This window comes from Streptomyces sp. NBC_01294 (assembly GCF_035917235.1).
Taxonomy (GTDB): Bacteria; Actinomycetota; Actinomycetes; order Streptomycetales; family Streptomycetaceae; genus Streptomyces; species Streptomyces caledonius.
The window spans coordinates 3,277,900-3,293,954 of record NZ_CP108423.1 but is presented as its reverse complement, the minus strand read 5'-3'; the positions used below and the strand labels follow the sequence as shown (position 1 = coordinate 3,293,954).

Annotated in this window: 19 protein-coding genes; all 19 read left to right on the top strand. The window is 69.3% G+C overall.

What is annotated here, in order from left to right:
• Window positions 1–30: 30 nt before the first annotated feature.
• Window positions 31–900, top strand: coding sequence for a dTDP-4-dehydrorhamnose reductase (gene rfbD, locus OG534_RS14685; RefSeq protein WP_326593622.1), 870 nt, complete (start codon window positions 31–33; stop codon window positions 898–900).
• Window positions 897–2,234: a hypothetical protein gene (locus OG534_RS14680; protein WP_326588515.1), complete on the top strand. Its 1,338-nt coding sequence runs from the start codon at window positions 897–899 to the stop codon at window positions 2,232–2,234. Before rfbD ends, OG534_RS14680 begins: the two co-directional genes overlap by 4 nt.
• Window positions 2,235–2,302: 68 nt before the next feature.
• On the top strand, window positions 2,303–2,992 hold the full coding sequence (locus OG534_RS14675; protein ID WP_326588514.1) for a glycosyltransferase family 2 protein: 690 nt from the start codon (window positions 2,303–2,305) through the stop codon (window positions 2,990–2,992).
• Entirely contained in the window at window positions 2,989–3,447 is a 459-nt protein-coding gene (locus OG534_RS14670; protein ID WP_326588513.1) for a DUF2304 domain-containing protein, read from the top strand. Before OG534_RS14675 ends, OG534_RS14670 begins: the two co-directional genes overlap by 4 nt.
• 6 nt (window positions 3,448–3,453) lie before the next feature.
• Complete coding sequence (locus OG534_RS14665; protein ID WP_326588512.1) at window positions 3,454–4,353, top strand: glycosyltransferase family 2 protein; 900 nt, start codon at window positions 3,454–3,456, stop codon at window positions 4,351–4,353.
• A 25-nt stretch (window positions 4,354–4,378) separates the two neighbouring features.
• Entirely contained in the window at window positions 4,379–6,217 is a 1,839-nt protein-coding gene (locus tag OG534_RS14660; RefSeq protein WP_326588511.1) for a hypothetical protein, read from the top strand.
• A 194-nt stretch (window positions 6,218–6,411) separates the two neighbouring features.
• Entirely contained in the window at window positions 6,412–9,000 is a 2,589-nt protein-coding gene (locus OG534_RS14655; RefSeq protein WP_326588510.1) for an N-acetylmuramoyl-L-alanine amidase, read from the top strand.
• A 99-nt stretch (window positions 9,001–9,099) separates the two neighbouring features.
• Window positions 9,100–10,206, top strand: coding sequence for a hypothetical protein (locus OG534_RS14650; RefSeq protein WP_326588509.1), 1,107 nt, complete (start codon window positions 9,100–9,102; stop codon window positions 10,204–10,206).
• A gap of 526 nt (window positions 10,207–10,732) precedes the next feature.
• A complete protein-coding gene (rpsJ, locus tag OG534_RS14645) occupies window positions 10,733–11,041 on the top strand; it encodes a 30S ribosomal protein S10 (RefSeq protein ID WP_003948644.1) in 309 nt (102 codons plus the stop codon).
• A 14-nt stretch (window positions 11,042–11,055) separates the two neighbouring features.
• On the top strand, window positions 11,056–11,700 hold the full coding sequence (rplC, locus tag OG534_RS14640) for a 50S ribosomal protein L3 (protein ID WP_007265899.1): 645 nt from the start codon (window positions 11,056–11,058) through the stop codon (window positions 11,698–11,700).
• Between the two features lie 4 nt (window positions 11,701–11,704).
• On the top strand, window positions 11,705–12,355 hold the full coding sequence (rplD, locus tag OG534_RS14635) for a 50S ribosomal protein L4 (protein ID WP_030725940.1): 651 nt from the start codon (window positions 11,705–11,707) through the stop codon (window positions 12,353–12,355).
• Window positions 12,355–12,678, top strand: a complete 324-nt coding sequence (gene rplW, locus OG534_RS14630; protein ID WP_030154694.1) for a 50S ribosomal protein L23 — start codon at window positions 12,355–12,357, stop codon at window positions 12,676–12,678. The genes rplD and rplW overlap by 1 nt, the downstream gene beginning before the upstream one ends.
• Before the next feature lie 39 nt (window positions 12,679–12,717).
• Window positions 12,718–13,554, top strand: a complete 837-nt coding sequence (gene rplB / locus OG534_RS14625; RefSeq protein ID WP_112447748.1) for a 50S ribosomal protein L2 — start codon at window positions 12,718–12,720, stop codon at window positions 13,552–13,554.
• A 12-nt stretch (window positions 13,555–13,566) separates the two neighbouring features.
• The gene (rpsS, locus tag OG534_RS14620; RefSeq protein ID WP_326588508.1) at window positions 13,567–13,848 is read left to right on the top strand and encodes a 30S ribosomal protein S19; all 282 of its coding nucleotides are present in this window, start codon (window positions 13,567–13,569) and stop codon (window positions 13,846–13,848) included.
• A gap of 43 nt (window positions 13,849–13,891) precedes the next feature.
• Complete coding sequence (rplV, locus tag OG534_RS14615; protein ID WP_037792011.1) at window positions 13,892–14,239, top strand: 50S ribosomal protein L22; 348 nt, start codon at window positions 13,892–13,894, stop codon at window positions 14,237–14,239.
• Window positions 14,239–15,081: a 30S ribosomal protein S3 gene (rpsC, locus tag OG534_RS14610; protein WP_214946846.1), complete on the top strand. Its 843-nt coding sequence runs from the start codon at window positions 14,239–14,241 to the stop codon at window positions 15,079–15,081. The genes rplV and rpsC overlap by 1 nt, the downstream gene beginning before the upstream one ends.
• Before the next feature lie 5 nt (window positions 15,082–15,086).
• Window positions 15,087–15,506, top strand: coding sequence for a 50S ribosomal protein L16 (rplP, locus tag OG534_RS14605; protein ID WP_008739704.1), 420 nt, complete (start codon window positions 15,087–15,089; stop codon window positions 15,504–15,506).
• Window positions 15,506–15,730, top strand: coding sequence for a 50S ribosomal protein L29 (rpmC, locus tag OG534_RS14600; protein WP_008739703.1), 225 nt, complete (start codon window positions 15,506–15,508; stop codon window positions 15,728–15,730). The genes rplP and rpmC overlap by 1 nt, the downstream gene beginning before the upstream one ends.
• The gene (gene rpsQ, locus OG534_RS14595; RefSeq protein WP_326588507.1) at window positions 15,730–16,011 is read left to right on the top strand and encodes a 30S ribosomal protein S17; all 282 of its coding nucleotides are present in this window, start codon (window positions 15,730–15,732) and stop codon (window positions 16,009–16,011) included. The genes rpmC and rpsQ overlap by 1 nt, the downstream gene beginning before the upstream one ends.
• Window positions 16,012–16,055 lie beyond the last annotated feature (44 nt).

The window sequence follows — 16,055 nt, the reverse complement described above, 5'->3', positions numbered from 1 at the left end:
CGGAGCTGGCTCGTCACCGGCGCCGCCGGGATGCTCGGCCAGGACGTCCTGACCGCGCTCAAGGACGCCGGCATCGAGGCCGTCGGCCTCGGACGCACGGACCTCGACATCACCGACCCGGCCGCGGTCCGCGCCGCCGTCGAAGGCGTCGCGGTGGTCGTCAACTGCGCCGCCTGGACCGACGTGGACGGCGCCGAGACCGCCGAGGAAGCCGCCACGGCCGTCAACGGCACCGCCGTGCGCGTCCTCGCGGAGGCCTGCGCCGCCGCCGGCGCGCGCCTGCTCCACATCTCCACCGACTACGTGCTGCCCGGCGACGCCTCCGAGCCGTACTCCGAGAACGCCGCGACCGGCCCGGTCAACGCCTACGGGCGCACCAAGCTGGTCGGCGAGCAGGCCGTCGCCGAGGTGCTGCCGCAGGACGGCTACGTCGTCCGCAGCGCCTGGCTGTACGGCGAGCACGGGCACAACTTCGTCGCCACCATGCTGAAGCTGGCCGCCGTGCGCGACTCCCTCGACGTCGTCGACGACCAGCACGGCCAGCCCACCTGGTCCTACGCGCTGGCCCGCCACCTGGTCGCGCTCGGCCGGGCCGCGCTCGACGGCAAGGCCCCGGCCGGCGTCTACCACGGCACGGCCGGCGGCCGGACCACCTGGATGGGGCTGGCGCGCGAGGCCTACCGGCTGAGCGGGCTCGACCCCGAGCGGATCCGGCCGACCACCTCCGACGCGTACGTCCGCCCGGCCGTCCGCCCCGCCTTCAGCGTGCTCGGGCACGACCGCTGGGCCGAGGCGGGCCTGCCCCCGCTGGCCGACTGGCACGTACAGCTGGCCGAGGCACTGACCGCCCCCGGCTTCACCGCACTGGCCGACCAGGCGCGGGACGGCCGAGCGGGATGAAAGCCCTGCTGAACAAGTTGAGCGCGGCGCTGCCGCCGGGCACCGTCGCGGTGGCCGGCGGCACCGTCGTGCTCGGCGCGGCCTCGTACGTCCACCTGGGCGTGGCCGGTCACAGCCTCGCCGGGTACGACACGGCGATGGCGAACGTCTCGGTGCTGTGGACGATCGTGATGTCCATCGGCATCGGCGTCTTCTTCCCCATCGAGCAGGAGCTCACCCGGATCGTCTCCGCCCGTGCGGTCCTCGGCCAGGGCGCCGCCCCGGTGCTCCGCCGGGCGACCGTGCTCACCGCGGGGATCCTCGGCGTGACCCTGCTCGTCCTGGGCCTCCTCGCGGGCCCGATCGCCGACCTGCTGTTCCAGGGCGACCGCGGTCTGGTGGCGGCGCTCGGCGGTGCCTTCACCGGCATGGCCGTCTGCTACCTCACCCGCGGTGTGCTGGCCGGCCTCGGCCGGTTCGGCGCGTACGGCGCCCAGCTCGCCGTCGACGGCGGCCTGCGCATCGTGCTCGCCGTCGGCTGCGCGGTGTTCGGGCTGCACTCCGCCCTCGCCTTCAGCCTGGTCCTGGCCATCGCGCCGATCGTGGCGACCCTCGTCACCCTGCCGGCGCTGCTGCGCGCCGTCGGGCCCGGCGAACCGATCGCCTGGCGGGAGCTGTACGGCGGACTGGGCCTGCTCGTCTGCGCGACCCTGCTGTCCCAGCTCGTCGTCAACGCCGCGGTGATGAGCACCAAGCTGCTGGCCCCCGACGACAGCGCCCTGATCGCGGCCCTGCTCAGCGCGCTGGTCCTGGCCCGGGTGCCGCTCTTCGTCTTCGGCTCGCTCCAGGCCTCGCTGCTCAGCGGCCTGACCGCCGCCTTCACGGCCGGCGACCGGGCCGCGTTCTGGGCGATGCTGCGCCGGATCGGCGTGGTCGTCGGAGCGCTCGGGCTGCTCGGCGGCGTGCCCGCCACGGTGCTCGGGCCCTGGCTGATCCAGGTGCTCTTCAAGGCCGAGCCGGTGCTGGGCAGTTTCGACTTCTTCCTGATGTCCGCGGGCACCGTGGCATACATGTTCGCGATGGTGCTCGGACAGGCCCTCATGGTATTCAAGCGGCACAACCTGCAGTTGCTCTGCTGGGCCCTCGGTACCGCGGTCCTGGTGGGCATCACCCTGATCCCGGGCGATGTGGCCGTGCGCGTGATCGTTGCCTACGCTCTCGGTTCCCTCGCCACCGTGCTCGCTATGCTGGCAGCCCTGAGGCTGAGCTTCCCCGGAGCCGCCGCGGCAGCCGGTGAAGGCCCCCGGCAGCTGGCCGACGCAAGCAGCCCGGGCGTGGGGGCTGTCGGGAAATGACCGTGCCGGCCCACGACGTCACACCGATCACCGAGCACTCGTTTGTGCCCCGTTCCGCTGGAGCTACCGTGTCCGAATACGACGATGTCTGGCTGGTCATACCGGCCTATAACGAGGGCCAGGTGATCGCCGACGTGGTCGAGGGGGCCCGCAAGACGTTCCCCAACATCGTCGTCGTCGACGACGGCAGCACCGACGACTCGGCCCGGCACATAGCCACGACCGGCGCCCACCTGGTGCGCCACCCGGTCAACCTTGGCCAGGGCGCGGCCCTGCAGACCGGCCTCACGTACGCGCTCGCCCAGCCCGGCGCCCGCTACTTCGCCACCTTCGACGCCGATGGTCAGCACCAGACCAAGGACGTCGAGACGATGGTCGCGGTGCTGCGCCGCGACGAGGCCGACGTGGTGCTCGGCTCCCGCTTCATCGAACAGAACGGCCAAGTGCCGTGGATCAAGCAGGTCGTGCTGCGCACGGCCGCCGCCGTCAGCCCGACCGCGCGCAAGCTCAAGCTCACCGACGCGCACAACGGCCTGCGCGTGCTGGGCCGTGAGGCCGCCGAGCAGCTGAACATCACCATGAACGGCATGGCCCACGCCTCCGAACTGGTCGGCTTCCTCGCCGGCTCCTCGCTGCGCGTCACCGAGGTGCCGGTGGACATCCTCTACACCGACTACTCACGCGCCAAGGGTCAGTCCCTGATCAACGGCGTCAACATCCTTTTTGACATTTCGCTGCGGGAGCGTGGGCGTCGATGAAGTACTTCTGGATTCAGCTGCTGCTGATCGTCGGCTCGGTGTCCATGGCACTGATGTTCATCCGGACCTGGGGCCAGGCGAAGAACCGTGCGTGGAAGCGCATAGCGTTCTCGGCCTTCGTCGTCGTCAACGTCTACGCGGTGCTCCGCCCGACGGACGTCACCTGGCTCGCCCAGCAGCTCGGCGTCGGTCGAGGCACCGACCTGGTGCTCTACGTGATGGTGCTCGCGATGGGCTTCCTCACGCTCAACACCTTCCTGCGCTTCCGCTCGCTGGAGAAGAAGATCACCGACCTGGCGCGGACGGTGGCCATCAACGAGGGCCTGCGGCACAACGACGAGCGCCTCGGGCAGGACGACCTCGCCGGCCCGGCCGCCGTCGGCGCTGCCGAGACCGTTGCCGTTCCCGCTCCTGCGTCCGCTCCCGCAGCCGACTCCGACTCCGTGAAGGCCTGAAGCTCCGTGGCGACCTTCGACTTTATGCTCCCCTACTACGGGGACGTGCAGCTGATGCAGGACGCCGTCCGCAGCATCCTGGCGCAGACGGACCCGGACTTCCGCCTCGTCGTGATCGACGACGGCAAGGAGCCGGACGTACCCGGCTGGTTCGAGCAGCTCGGTGACGACCGGGTGCACTACACGCGCAACGAGCAGAACGTCGGCATCACCAAGAACTTCCAGAAGTGCGTGCGGCTCTCCGAGGCCGACTACGTGGTCATCATGGGCTGCGACGACCTGCTGCACCCGCGCTACCTGGAGACCGTGCGCGGGATCATCGGCGCCCACCCGGGCGTCGGCATGGTCCAGCCCGGCGTCGAGGTGATCGACGGCGAGGGCCGGGTCACCCAGGGACTGGCGGACAACACCAAGCAGCGGCTCTACTCGCCGCGGGTCAAGGGCCGCCGGCTGATGGGCGGCGAGGAGCTGGCCGCCAGCGTGCTGCGCGGCAACTGGCTCTACTTCCCGTCCATCGCCTGGCGCGGCGAGGTGCTGCGCAAGGTGAACTTCCGGGACGACTACTCGGTGATCCAGGACCTCGCGCTCGTGATCGACCTGCTCGAAGGCGGTGAGGAGATGGTCATCGACAACTCCGCCACCGTCTTCCAGTACCGCCGGCACGCCGTCAGCGAATCGTCCGTCCAGGCCTTCTCCGGCACCCGCTTCGTGGAGGCCGAGCGGTACTTCTCCGCGGTGGCCGAGCGCATGGACGCCCGCGGCTGGCCGAAGGCGGCCCGCGCGGCGCGCTTCCACAGCGCCTCCCGCATGCACGCGCTCACCATGCTCCCCGGCGCACTGCGCCGCGGACACAAGGACGGCGCCCGCACCCTGGCGAAGCACGTGTTCACCTCCGGCCAGAACTGAGCCGACCCCCAAGAAACGGACTGACATGACACACCTGGCCCCCGAGGAGGTCGGTGAGGCCGGCGCCCTGGCGACGCGGCCCGCCGAGTCGGCGGAAGCAGCGAGCCGGCCGTCGCCCTCACGGGGCCGGGCATGGCTGTCCCGGAGGTGGGTGCTCCCGCTCGCCGAGGCCGTGGTCAGCCTGGTGGCCGCCCTCGGGTTCACGCTGCTGAGCACGTACATCAGCGTGAACCCGGTCGTCCGCCTCGGGCAGGTCAGCGGTCTCGCCAAGCTCCAGCAGTACGTGGCCGTACTCGGCCTGCCCCTGCTCGCGGTCCTGCTGTACACCGCCTACCGCGGCACGCTCCGCCGCCACCAGATGGCGAAGCGCCTGGTGTGCGCCGCGCTGGCGGGTCTCGCCACCGGCGTGGTGGCGGGCGGCGTGGTCGTCGCCCTGCGCGGCACGCCCTGGGGGCTCGGCGGCCAGGAGGGCGACCCGGGCGCCCTGATCGACATGGCCAACTCGTTCCTGCACGGGGAGGGCATGTCGGGCATCTACCCGCCCCTGTTCCCCGGCCTGATGGCCGTCTGGGCGAAGATCCGCTACGACGTCCCCGGCGGCACCGGGTTCGCGCTCAAGGACTTCCAGATCTTCTTCACGGCCGTCGCGGGCCCGCTGACGTACCTGGCCTGGCGGCTGCTGCTCCGTCCGTTCTGGGCGCTGCTGATCGCCGTGCCGTCGGCCGTGCTCTTCATCGACCCGATCCGTCCGTACAGCCACGCCAGCATGCTCGTCCTGCTGCCGCTGCTCGGCTGCGCCCTGCGCGAGATGCGCCGTGCCGGCGGGCGGCCGCTGCGCGGGACGCTGCTGCGCGGCGCGGTCCTCGGCCTCGTCTTCGGCGTGGTCTTCCTCTGGTACTCCGGCTGGTACGTGTGGGCCGCGCCCGGCGTGGGCCTGCTGGCGCTGTTCCTCTTCCCGTGGCGCGCCGGTGCGACGGTGGTCAAGCGGGCCGCCGCGTTCGTCGGTGTCACCCTGCTGACGGCCGGTCTCGTCGGCGCCCCGCTGATCTACCAGATGGCCCGGCTCCGTTCCCAGCACCCGGACCGCTACGGCTTCCTGGCCGTGTACGTGGACCCGGCGTACGTGCTGGGCTGGGTGTCGGACCGGTCCGGCACGCTGGAGTACCAGACCTGGCCGGCGGCCGGCGAGCTGGCGGGCCAGAGCGGCTTCGCCCTGCTGCTGCTGTTCGCCGTGGGCTTGGGCGTCGGCCTGGCGCTGCGCAACGTCATGGTCCTGACCGCCGCCGCCACCCTGGCCGGCGCCTGGCTGGCCCGCTTCTGGTTCGCCTCGCACATGGCGCGCGACCAGGCCGTGCAGCTCTACCCGCGCACCACCTGGATCATCATGTACTGCCTGATGATCCTGGCCGTCCTCGGCATGATGGCCGTGGTCTACCGGGGCTCCGGCTGGGCCGAGCGCACGCTGCGGCCGAGCGGCGCCGCACCGGGCGCCCGGGTCGTTCCCCGGCGGGTGGTCGCGCAGCTCGCGGCCGGCATGGTGTGCGCGATCGCGCTGTTCGCCACGATGGGCGCCTCCTGGTCGGCCAACCGGTACATGCCGCAGAACGACGAGATGTCGATGGGCATCGACGCCTACCGGGCCCACATCATCAAGAAGGCCGACGGCAGCTGCCCGCGCTACGCACCGACCGGCAACTGCCAGGACATCGTCACGAGGGAGTGGCGCCAGAACGCCGACCGCGGGTACATCTGGTGCGGCGGCATCAACCCCGTGAACTGGCCGGCCGTCTGCGGCCACAAGGCGCCGCCGGAGGAACTGCTGAAGATGGAGCAGAAGAAGAAGGAAGAAGAGGCGAAGAAGTAACCTTCGCCCCAATTGAGGGCCCCCGGCCCGCAGTTCGCTGCGGACCGGGGGCCCTTTCGTCACCGCACCCCGGCGCTCCCAAGACCGACCCCCCCTGTTCGAGCCGTCACCACCGGCCAGTAGCATCCGGCCGGTTAGCCATGACTTCTGACGGAGTCACAACAGGGGTTGGGGACAACTTGAAACTAGGTCGTGTGCGCGGGACGGCACTGGCCGCCGCGCTCGGTGTCGTGACGGTTCTCGGTATCCAGGGCGTCGCCAACGGCATCGACTCCTCCGACGAGGGCGAGGTTTCGCCGTACAGCGCCAGCGCCCGCGAGAAGGGTCCGGTCGAGGGGGAGCTGCACAAGCTCGCCCTGAAGCCCAAGGGCAAGGGCGAGGCCGTCCTCTCCCAGCAGGGCACCGAGCCCTTCGGGCTGCTCGGCGTCTCCTGGGCCGACCCCGAGGCCGACGTGAAGGGCAAGATCGAGGCCCGCACCCGCGACGCCGACAGCGGCAAGTGGTCGAAGTGGATCGTGCTGGAGCAGGCCGAGTCCGGCCTCGACGGCAAGCGCCCCGGCCTGCGCGGTTCCACCGAGCCCGTCTGGGTCGGTCCGTCCGACGGAGCCGAGGTACGGGTGGCCGGCGGCACCGAGCTGCCCGCCGGCATGGTCCTGAACCTGGTGGACCCGGGTGCCGGCGTCGCGAAGGCCAAGAAGAAGGGCGACCTGAGCCTCGGGCCGGCCGCCTTCGGCCTGCCCGCGGTCGACCCCGCGCCGACGACGCCGGGACCGGAATCGACCGCCCCGCGGCCGGACGTGGTCTCGCGCGTGCAGTGGGGCGCGGACGAGTCCCTGAACAACGAGGGCCCGGTCTACCTGCCCGGCGCGAAGATCAAGGCGCTCTTCGTCCACCACACGGCGGCCACCGCACCGTACGAGTGCTCCGAGTCCGCGGCCATCGTCCGCGGCCTGCACGTCTACCACGTACAGGGCAACGGCTGGCGCGACCTCGGCTACAACTTCCTCGTCGACAAGTGCGGCACCATCTTCGAGGGCCGCCAGGGCGGCGTGGACCAGCCCGTCCAGGGCGCGCACACCTACGGCTGGAACGCCGAGTCGACGAGCGTCTCCGTCCTCGGCGACTACACGAAGGCGGGTGCCTCGGCCGCCGCGCTCGACAGCATCTCCAAGGTCGCGGCGTACAAGCTGGGCCAGTACGACGGCGACATCAACGGCACGACGACGCTGACCGCCGGCGCCACCCAGACCAACTTCACCGGCAAGAGCTTCACCACCGGGCAGACGTACGAGTTCAAGACGCTCTCGGGTCACCGGGACGGCTACAACACCCAGTGCCCGGGCAACTCGCTCTACCCGCAGCTGGACGCGCTCCGCAAGACGGGTCCCGCGGCCCAGCTGAAGATCGCCTCGGTGAACGGGGCGCCGGTCACGCCGGGCGCCGGTCACCCCAGCGGCGCAGCCCTGACGGTCGACTGGACCACCAGCACGGTCAGCGGGCAGCTGAGCAAGTTCGAGGTGCTGGTCGACGGCGAGCCCGTCGCGGTCACGGACGCCTCGACCCGCAAGGCGACGGCGGTCGTGACCGACGGCAGCCACGAGGTCCGGGTCCGCGCGACCGCCCAGAACGGCAAGGTCTCCACGAGTCTCGCGGTCAAGGTCGACGCGGAGGTCAAGGGCGCCAAGTTCGTCCCCCTGGCCCCGAAGCGCCTGATGGACACCCGCGCGGGTCTCGGTGTCCGCCAGGGTCCGGTCGGTGCCGGTGAAGTGGTCACCCTGCCGGTGGCCGCCGCCACCGGTGGAACGCCCACCGCGGTGGTGCTGAACGTGACGGCGACGAACCCGACGCAGCCGAGCTTCGTGTCGGTGTTCCCGAGCGGTACGACCCGCTCCAGCGCGTCGAACCTGAACTTCACCCCGGGCAAGACGATCCCCAACCTGGTGGTCGTGCCGGTCATCAACGGGAGCGTCAGCTTCTTCAACAACCAGGGCTCCGTCGACCTGATAGCGGACATCACCGGTTACTTCACCTCGACCGGTGACGGCGCCACCCAGACCAACTTCGGCCCGAAGCGCCTGATGGACACCCGTGAGGGTCTCGGCGTCCCGAAGGGCCCGGTCGGCACCGGCGGCGTGGTCACCCTGCCCGTGGCGGGCGTCGACGGCGTCCCGGCCACCGGCGTCAAGGCCGTGGTGCTGAACGTGACGGCGACCAACCCGACGCAGCCGAGCTTCGTGTCGGTGTACCCGAGCGGTACGACCCGCTCCAGCGCGTCGAACCTGAACTTCACCCCGGGCCAGACGATCCCCAACCTGGTGGTCGTGCCCGTAGTGGACGGGAAGGTCAGCTTCTTCAACAACCAGGGCACCGTCGACCTCATAGCGGACATCACCGGCTACTTCTCGGACGGCGACGCGGGCGCCATGCACGCGAACTTCGGTCCGAAGCGCCTGATGGACACCCGTGCGGGCCTCGGTGTCCGCCAGGGTCCGGTCACCGGGGGCGGCGTGGTCACGCTGCCCGTGGCGGGCGTCGGCGGCATCCCGGCCACCGGGGTCAAGGCCGTGGTGCTGAACGTGACGGCGACCAACCCGACCGGGGCGAGCTTCGTGTCGGTCTTCCCGAGCGGTTCGACCCGTACGAGCGCGTCGAACCTGAACTTCACCGCCGGTCTCACGATCCCCAACCTGGTGGTCGTGCCCGTCGTGGACGGGAAGGTCAGCTTCTACAACAACTCGGGTTCCGTGGATCTCATCGCGGACATCACGGGGTACTTCAGCTAGTCGCGTGAACGCGTCTTTCCGCAGGTGAGGGGCTCCGCACCACAAGGTGCGGGGCCCCTCTCGCACGTTTCAACGGCACGATTCGCAGGGGGCAGGGGCATGGGGAACAACAGCAACGCCGGCGGCGGGACGGGTCCCTCCGACGAGGAGTGGGCCAGGTTCCAGGAGGAGGCCGCCGCGGGGACGGCCCCGGCGCCGCGGGAGCCGTCCGCACGGGCCCGGATGGTGACCGAGCGACTGCGCGACACGCAGGGCCAGGAGCCGCCGGGCTGGCGCACCGGGCCCGCACCGCGGGAGCGCAGGCGCCCGGGCCGGCTCAAGGCGGTCCTGGCCGTCGTCGCCATAGCCGGCCTCGCGCTGATCGCCGTACGGCCCGAGCTCGTGATCGACCGGATCACCGGCAAGGACGAGGCCCGGCAGGAGGCCCGCAAGGCCGGTCCGCTGCCCGCGGAGTCCGTACGCCCGACTGCGCCGCCGCCCCCGGTGGCCCCCGACCAGCCGACCGTGCAGGAACCCTTCCGCGGCTCCCCGGCCCTCCAGTGGGCCGACGGCGCCGCCGGGATCGAGGTTCCCGAGGCCACCGCCATGGGCGGGATGTCCAAGGAGCAGGTCGCGGACGCGCTGCAGAAGGCCAAGCAGTTCCTCGTCGCGGCCAACCTGGACCCGGCGACCCTGCGCGGGGAGCGGCCCGCCGCCGCCCTGGCGCTCCTGGACCCCCGGCAGCCGGAGATCCCGCAGCGGGTGGAGCAGTACCTGACGAAGCCCACCGAGGAGGACACCCCCGCGCTGCTCTTCACCCGCTTCGATCCGGCCAAGGTCAAGCCGGTCGGCGACGTCGTCAAGGTGCGCGGCAGCATGCGCGCGGAGCAGGGGGAGCCCGGTGAGCTGCGCGTGGTCACGGACTACACCTTCGTCCACCCCATGACGAAGGGGGGCACGAGCGTGCAGCGCACCATCGTGCGCCGGCAGGTCACCCTGAGCGTGCTCGACCCGGCGCGCTGGCAGGCCACCCGCGGCCGGCTCCAGCTGCACGCCTACCTCTCGGAGTGGTCGAACGTCGAGTGCAAGGCGGCCGACGGCTTCCTGCACCCGGACTTCCCGACGGACGCGCCGGCCGGGCCGGCGCCCACCGGCGCCGCCGTGGATCCGTACGACCGCAGCAGGGGCATCGAGGGCGAAGGATGCGGGACCGTCACCCGCTCCTGACCGGGGGATCGGCAGGGGATCGGCAGGGGATCGACCGGTGATCGACCGGTGATCGACCGGGGGAGAGGCCCCGTCCCGCAAAGTGTGCGGTGCGGTTTGACCACGGAGCGTGGCGGGGTATTCTCTTCCGCCCGATTGGCCAGGTACGTGCCTCGTATGGCAGACTACTCAAGTTGCTCGGCTGAGTGTCGATGCTGCGCGCCTCCCGCCGGGAGGACCGGAAGCGAGTCCCACAGTACTCGTCGTCCTTAATCTGCCTTTCGGGGCAGCAATGGGGGCGGACGTACGGGAATCTTCTGGGAAGTGTCAGCACGGTGCCCACCAGGCGCTCGGTGGGTGTTTCTCCCCCGAAACGCGGTCACAGGGACCGCACCCCCTTGGATGAGGGAATTTCCGTATGGGAATTTTCTGTAGAGGGAGTGCGACACGCCCGACCGCGTGGGTCGGAGGAGAGGCCGCGGGATCCGTCCCGCAGCCGACCGAGAGCCAGAGCGTTTCCACATACAGACAGGACTACGGAGTAGCCATGGCGGGACAGAAGATCCGCATCCGGCTCAAGGCCTACGACCACGAGGTCATCGATTCCTCGGCGAAGAAGATCGTCGAGACGGTGACGCGCACTGGTGCGTCGGTCGCGGGCCCGGTGCCGCTGCCCACTGAGAAGAACGTGTACTGCGTCATCAAGTCGCCGCACAAGTACAAGGACTCGCGCGAGCACTTCGAGATGCGCACGCACAAGCGCCTGATCGACATCCTCGACCCGACTCCCAAGACCGTTGACTCGCTGATGCGCCTGGACCTTCCGGCCGGCGTTGACATCGAGATCAAGCTCTGAGAGGCGTCGAGAAGATGGCAAAGCAGATCAAGGGCGTCCTGGGCGAGAAGCTCGGCATGACCCAGGTCTGGGACGAGAACAACCGTGTCGTCCCGGTGACCGTGGTCAAGGCCGGACCCTGCGTCGTTACCCAGGTCCGTACGAACGACATCGACGGCTACGAGTCGGTCCAGATCGCCTTCGGCGAGATCGACCCGCGCAAGGTGAACAAGCCCCTCAAGGGCCACTTCGCCAAGGCCGACGTGACCCCCCGCCGCCACCTGGTGGAGCTCCGCACCTCCGACGCCAGCGAGTACACGCTCGGCCAGGAGATCACTGCTGAGGTGTTCGAGTCCGGCGTCAAGGTTGACGTCACGGGCAACAGCAAGGGCAAGGGCTTCGCCGGTGTCATGAAGCGGCACAACTTCCGGGGCCTCGGCGCCGGTCACGGTGTGCAGCGCAAGCACCGCTCCCCCGGTTCGATCGGTGGCTGTGCCACCCCTGGGCGTGTCTTCAAGGGCATGCGCATGGCCGGTCGCATGGGTAACGAGCGTGTCACCACCCAGAACCTGACCATCCACGCGGTTGACGCGGAGAAGGGTCTGCTCCTCATCAAGGGTGCGGTCCCCGGTCCGAACGGCGGCCTCGTCCTGGTCCGTACCGCGGCCAAGGGGGCTTGAGGTAATGAGCACCATTGACATCCTTTCGCCGGCAGGCGACAAGGCCGGTACCGTCGAGCTCCCCGCGGAGATCTTCGACGCGAAGACCAGCGTTCCGCTGATCCACCAGGTCGTTGTCGCCCAGCTGGCAGCTGCCCGTCAGGGCACGCACAAGACCAAGCGTCGTGGCGAAGTCCGTGGTGGTGGCCGCAAGCCGTACCGCCAGAAGGGCACCGGCCGCGCGCGCCAGGGTTCGACCCGCGCTCCGCAGTTCGTCGGCGGTGGCGTCGTCCACGGCCCGCAGCCGCGTGACTACTCCCAGCGGACCCCGAAGAAGATGAAGGCCGCCGCCCTCCGCGGTGCCCTCTCGGACCGTGCGCGTCACTCCCGCATCCACGTCATCACCGGCGTGGTCGAGGGTGCCGCCTCCACGAAGGCCGCCAAGACGCTGTTCGGCAAGATCTCGGAGCGCAAGAACCTGCTCCTGGTCGTCGACCGCGCCGACGAGGCCGCGTGGCTGTCCGCCCGCAACCTGCCCCAGGTTCACATCCTGGAGCCGGGCCAGCTGAACACGTACGACGTGATCGTCTCTGACGACGTGGTCTTCACTCAGGCCGCTTTCGAGTCCTTCGTGTCTGGCCCCAAGGCCGATGAGACCGAAGGGAGCGACGCCTGATGTCTGAGGCGACCGTTACCAGCAAGACCTTCACCGACCCGCGCGACCTGCTGATCAAGCCGGTTGTCTCGGAGAAGAGCTACGCGCTGCTGGACGAGAACAAGTACACGTTCATCGTCGCGCCCGGCTCCAACAAGACCCAGATCAAGCAGGCCGTGGAAGCGGTCTTCGGGGTCAAGGTCACCGGGGTCAACACGATCAACCGTCAGGGTAAGCGCAAGCGCACCAAGACCGGTTTCGGCAAGCGCGCTGACACCAAGCGCGCCATCGTGACCCTCGCTGAGGGCGACCGAATCGACATCTTCGGCGGCCAGGCCTCCTAACGGAGGTCTAGTCGTCCGGAATCGGACGAGGACTGAGAAATGGGTATCCGCAAGTACAAGCCGACGACCCCGGGCCGTCGTGGCTCCAGCGTCGCCGACTTTGTCGAGATCACGCGGTCCACGCCGGAGAAGTCGCTGGTCCGCCCCCTGCACAGCAAGGGCGGCCGTAACAACACCGGTCGGATCACGGTTCGACACCAGGGTGGCGGCCACAAGCGCGCCTACCGTGTGATCGACTTCCGTCGTCACGACAAGGACGGCGTGCCGGCCAAGGTCGCGCACATCGAGTACGACCCCAACCGCACTGCGCGCATCGCGCTCCTGCACTACGCCGACGGTGAGAAGCGCTACATCATTGCGCCGAAGAACCTGAAGCAGGGCGACCGGATTGAGAACGGCCCCACGGCCGACATCAAGCCCGGTAACAACCTGGCGCTCCGCAACATCCCGGTCGGTACCACGATCCACGCGATCGAGCTCCGTCCCGGTGGCGGCGCCAAGTTCGCGCGCTCCGCTGGTGCCTCCGTGCAGCTGCTGGCGAAGGAGGGCACCATGGCCCACCTTCGTATGCCGTCCGGTGAGATCCGTCTCGTCGACGCGCGCTGCCGCGCCACGGTCGGCGAGGTCGGCAACGCCGAGCAGTCGAACATCAACTGGGGCAAGGCCGGCCGCATGCGCTGGAAGGGCGTTCGCCCGTCCGTCCGCGGTGTCGCGATGAACCCGGTTGACCACCCGCACGGTGGTGGTGAGGGCAAGACCAGTGGTGGTCGCCACCCGGTCTCCCCGTGGGGTCAGAAGGAGGGTCGTACTCGCTCGCCGAAGAAGGCTTCGAGCAAGTACATCGTCCGCCGCCGCAAGACGAACAAGAAGCGCTAGGAGCGGGTTTAGATGCCGCGCAGTCTCAAGAAGGGGCCCTTCGTCGACGACCACCTCGCAAAGAAGGTGGACGTCCAGAACGAAGCCGGCACCAAGAACGTCATCAAGACCTGGTCCCGTCGCTCGATGATCATCCCCAGCATGCTGGGTCACACCATCGCGGTGCACAACGGCAAGACCCACGTCCCGGTGTTCGTCACCGAGTCGATGGTCGGCCACAAGCTCGGCGAGTTCTCGCCGACTCGCACCTTCCGCGGCCACGTCAAGGACGACCGGAAGTCGAAGCGCCGCTAAAGGCGGGGTGGTTACGACTATGACTTACACCGAAGGGACAACCATGGAAGCCAGGGCCCAGGCGCGGTACATCCGCGTCACGCCCATGAAGGCCCGCCGAGTGGTGGACCTTATCCGTGGCATGGATGCCACGGAGGCTCAGGCGGTCCTGCGTTTCGCCCCGCAGGCCGCGAGCGTGCCGGTTGGCAAGGTGCTTGACAGCGCCATTGCCAATGCCGCACACAACTACAACCACCCGGACGCCTCCACGCTGGTCATCAGCGAGGCGTTCGTGGACGAGGGCCCGACCCTGAAGCGGTTCCGTCCGCGTGCGCAGGGCCGTGCCTACCGGATCCGCAAGCGGACCAGCCACATCACCGTGGTCGTCAGCAGCAAGGAAGGTTCCCGGTAATGGGCCAGAAGGTAAACCCGCACGGGTTCCGGCTCGGCATCACCACCGACTTCAAGTCGCGTTGGTACGCCGACAAGCTGTACAAGGACTACGTCAAGGAAGACGTCGCCATCCGCAGGATGATGACGTCCGGCATGGAGCGCGCCGGCATCTCGAAGGTTGAGATCGAGCGCACCCGTGACCGCGTGCGTGTGGACATCCACACCGCTCGTCCGGGCATCGTCATCGGCCGCCGTGGCGCCGAGGCCGACCGCATCCGCGGTGACCTCGAGAAGCTCACGGGCAAGCAGGTCCAGCTGAACATCCTCGAGGTCAAGAACCCCGAGGTCGACGCTCAGCTGGTTGCCCAGGCCGTTGCCGAGCAGCTCTCCTCCCGCGTCTCCTTCCGTCGCGCCATGCGTAAGAGCATGCAGGGCACGATGAAGGCCGGCGCCAAGGGCATCAAGATCCAGTGTGGCGGCCGTCTCGGCGGCGCCGAGATGTCCCGCTCCGAGTTCTACCGCGAGGGTCGTGTGCCGCTGCACACGCTGCGCGCGAACGTGGACTACGGCTTCTTCGAGGCCAAGACCACCTTCGGCCGTATCGGTGTGAAGGTCTGGATCTACAAGGGCGACGTCAAGAACATCGCCGAGGTTCGCGCCGAGAACGCTGCGGCCCGTGCGGGTAACCGCCCGGCCCGTGGCGCGCAGGGCGCTGGCGACCGTCCCGCCGGCCGTGGTGGCCGTGGTGGCGAGCGCGGCGGCCGTGGTGGCCGCAAGCCGCAGCAGGCTGCTGGTGTCGAGGCCCCCAAGGCCGACGCTCCCGCCGCCGCTCCGGCCGAGAGCACCGGAACGGAGGCCTGACCGACATGCTGATCCCTCGTAGGGTCAAGCACCGCAAGCAGCACCACCCGAAGCGCAGTGGCATGGCCAAGGGCGGTACTGAGGTCACGTTCGGCGAGTACGGCATCCAGGCGCTGACCCCGGCGTACGTGACGAACCGCCAGATCGAGGCGGCTCGTATTGCGATGACCCGCCACATCAAGCGTGGCGGCAAGGTCTGGATCAACATCTACCCGGACCGCCCGCTGACGAAGAAGCCGGCCGAAACCCGCATGGGTTCCGGTAAGGGTTCTCCCGAGTGGTGGATCGCCAACGTGCACCCGGGCCGGGTCATGTTCGAGCTGTCCTACCCGAACGAGAAGATTGCTCGTGAGGCGCTCACCCGCGCTGCTCACAAGCTTCCGATGAAGTGCCGGATTGTTCGGCGCGAGGCAGGTGAGTCGTGATGGCGACGGGAACCAAGGCGTCCGAGCTGCGTGAGCTCGGCAACGAGGAGCTCGTTGGCAAGCTGCGCGAGGCCAAGGAGGAGCTGTTCAAGCTCCGCTTCCAGGCGGCCACGGGTCAGCTGGAGAACAACGGCCGGCTCAAGTCCGTCCGTAAGGACATCGCTCGCATCTACACCCTGATGCACGAGCGTGAGCTCGGTATCGAGACGGTGGAGAGCGCCTGATGAGCGAGAAGAACGTGACTGAGAAGACCGAGCGCGGTTTCCGCAAGACCCGTGAGGGTCTGGTCGTCAGCGACAAGATGGACAAGACCGTCGTCGTCGCCGTCGAGGACCGCGTGAAGCACGCCCTGTACGGCAAGGTCATCCGCCGTACGAACAAGCTCAAGGCGCACGACGAGCAGAACGCTGCCGGCGTCGGCGACCGCGTCATCATCATGGAGACGCGTCCGCTGTCGGCGAGCAAGCGCTGGCGCATCGTCGAGATCCTCGAGAAGGCCAAGTAATTATCTGAGGGGTTTCCCTCAGATTCGTTCCGCCAGGCTCGGTG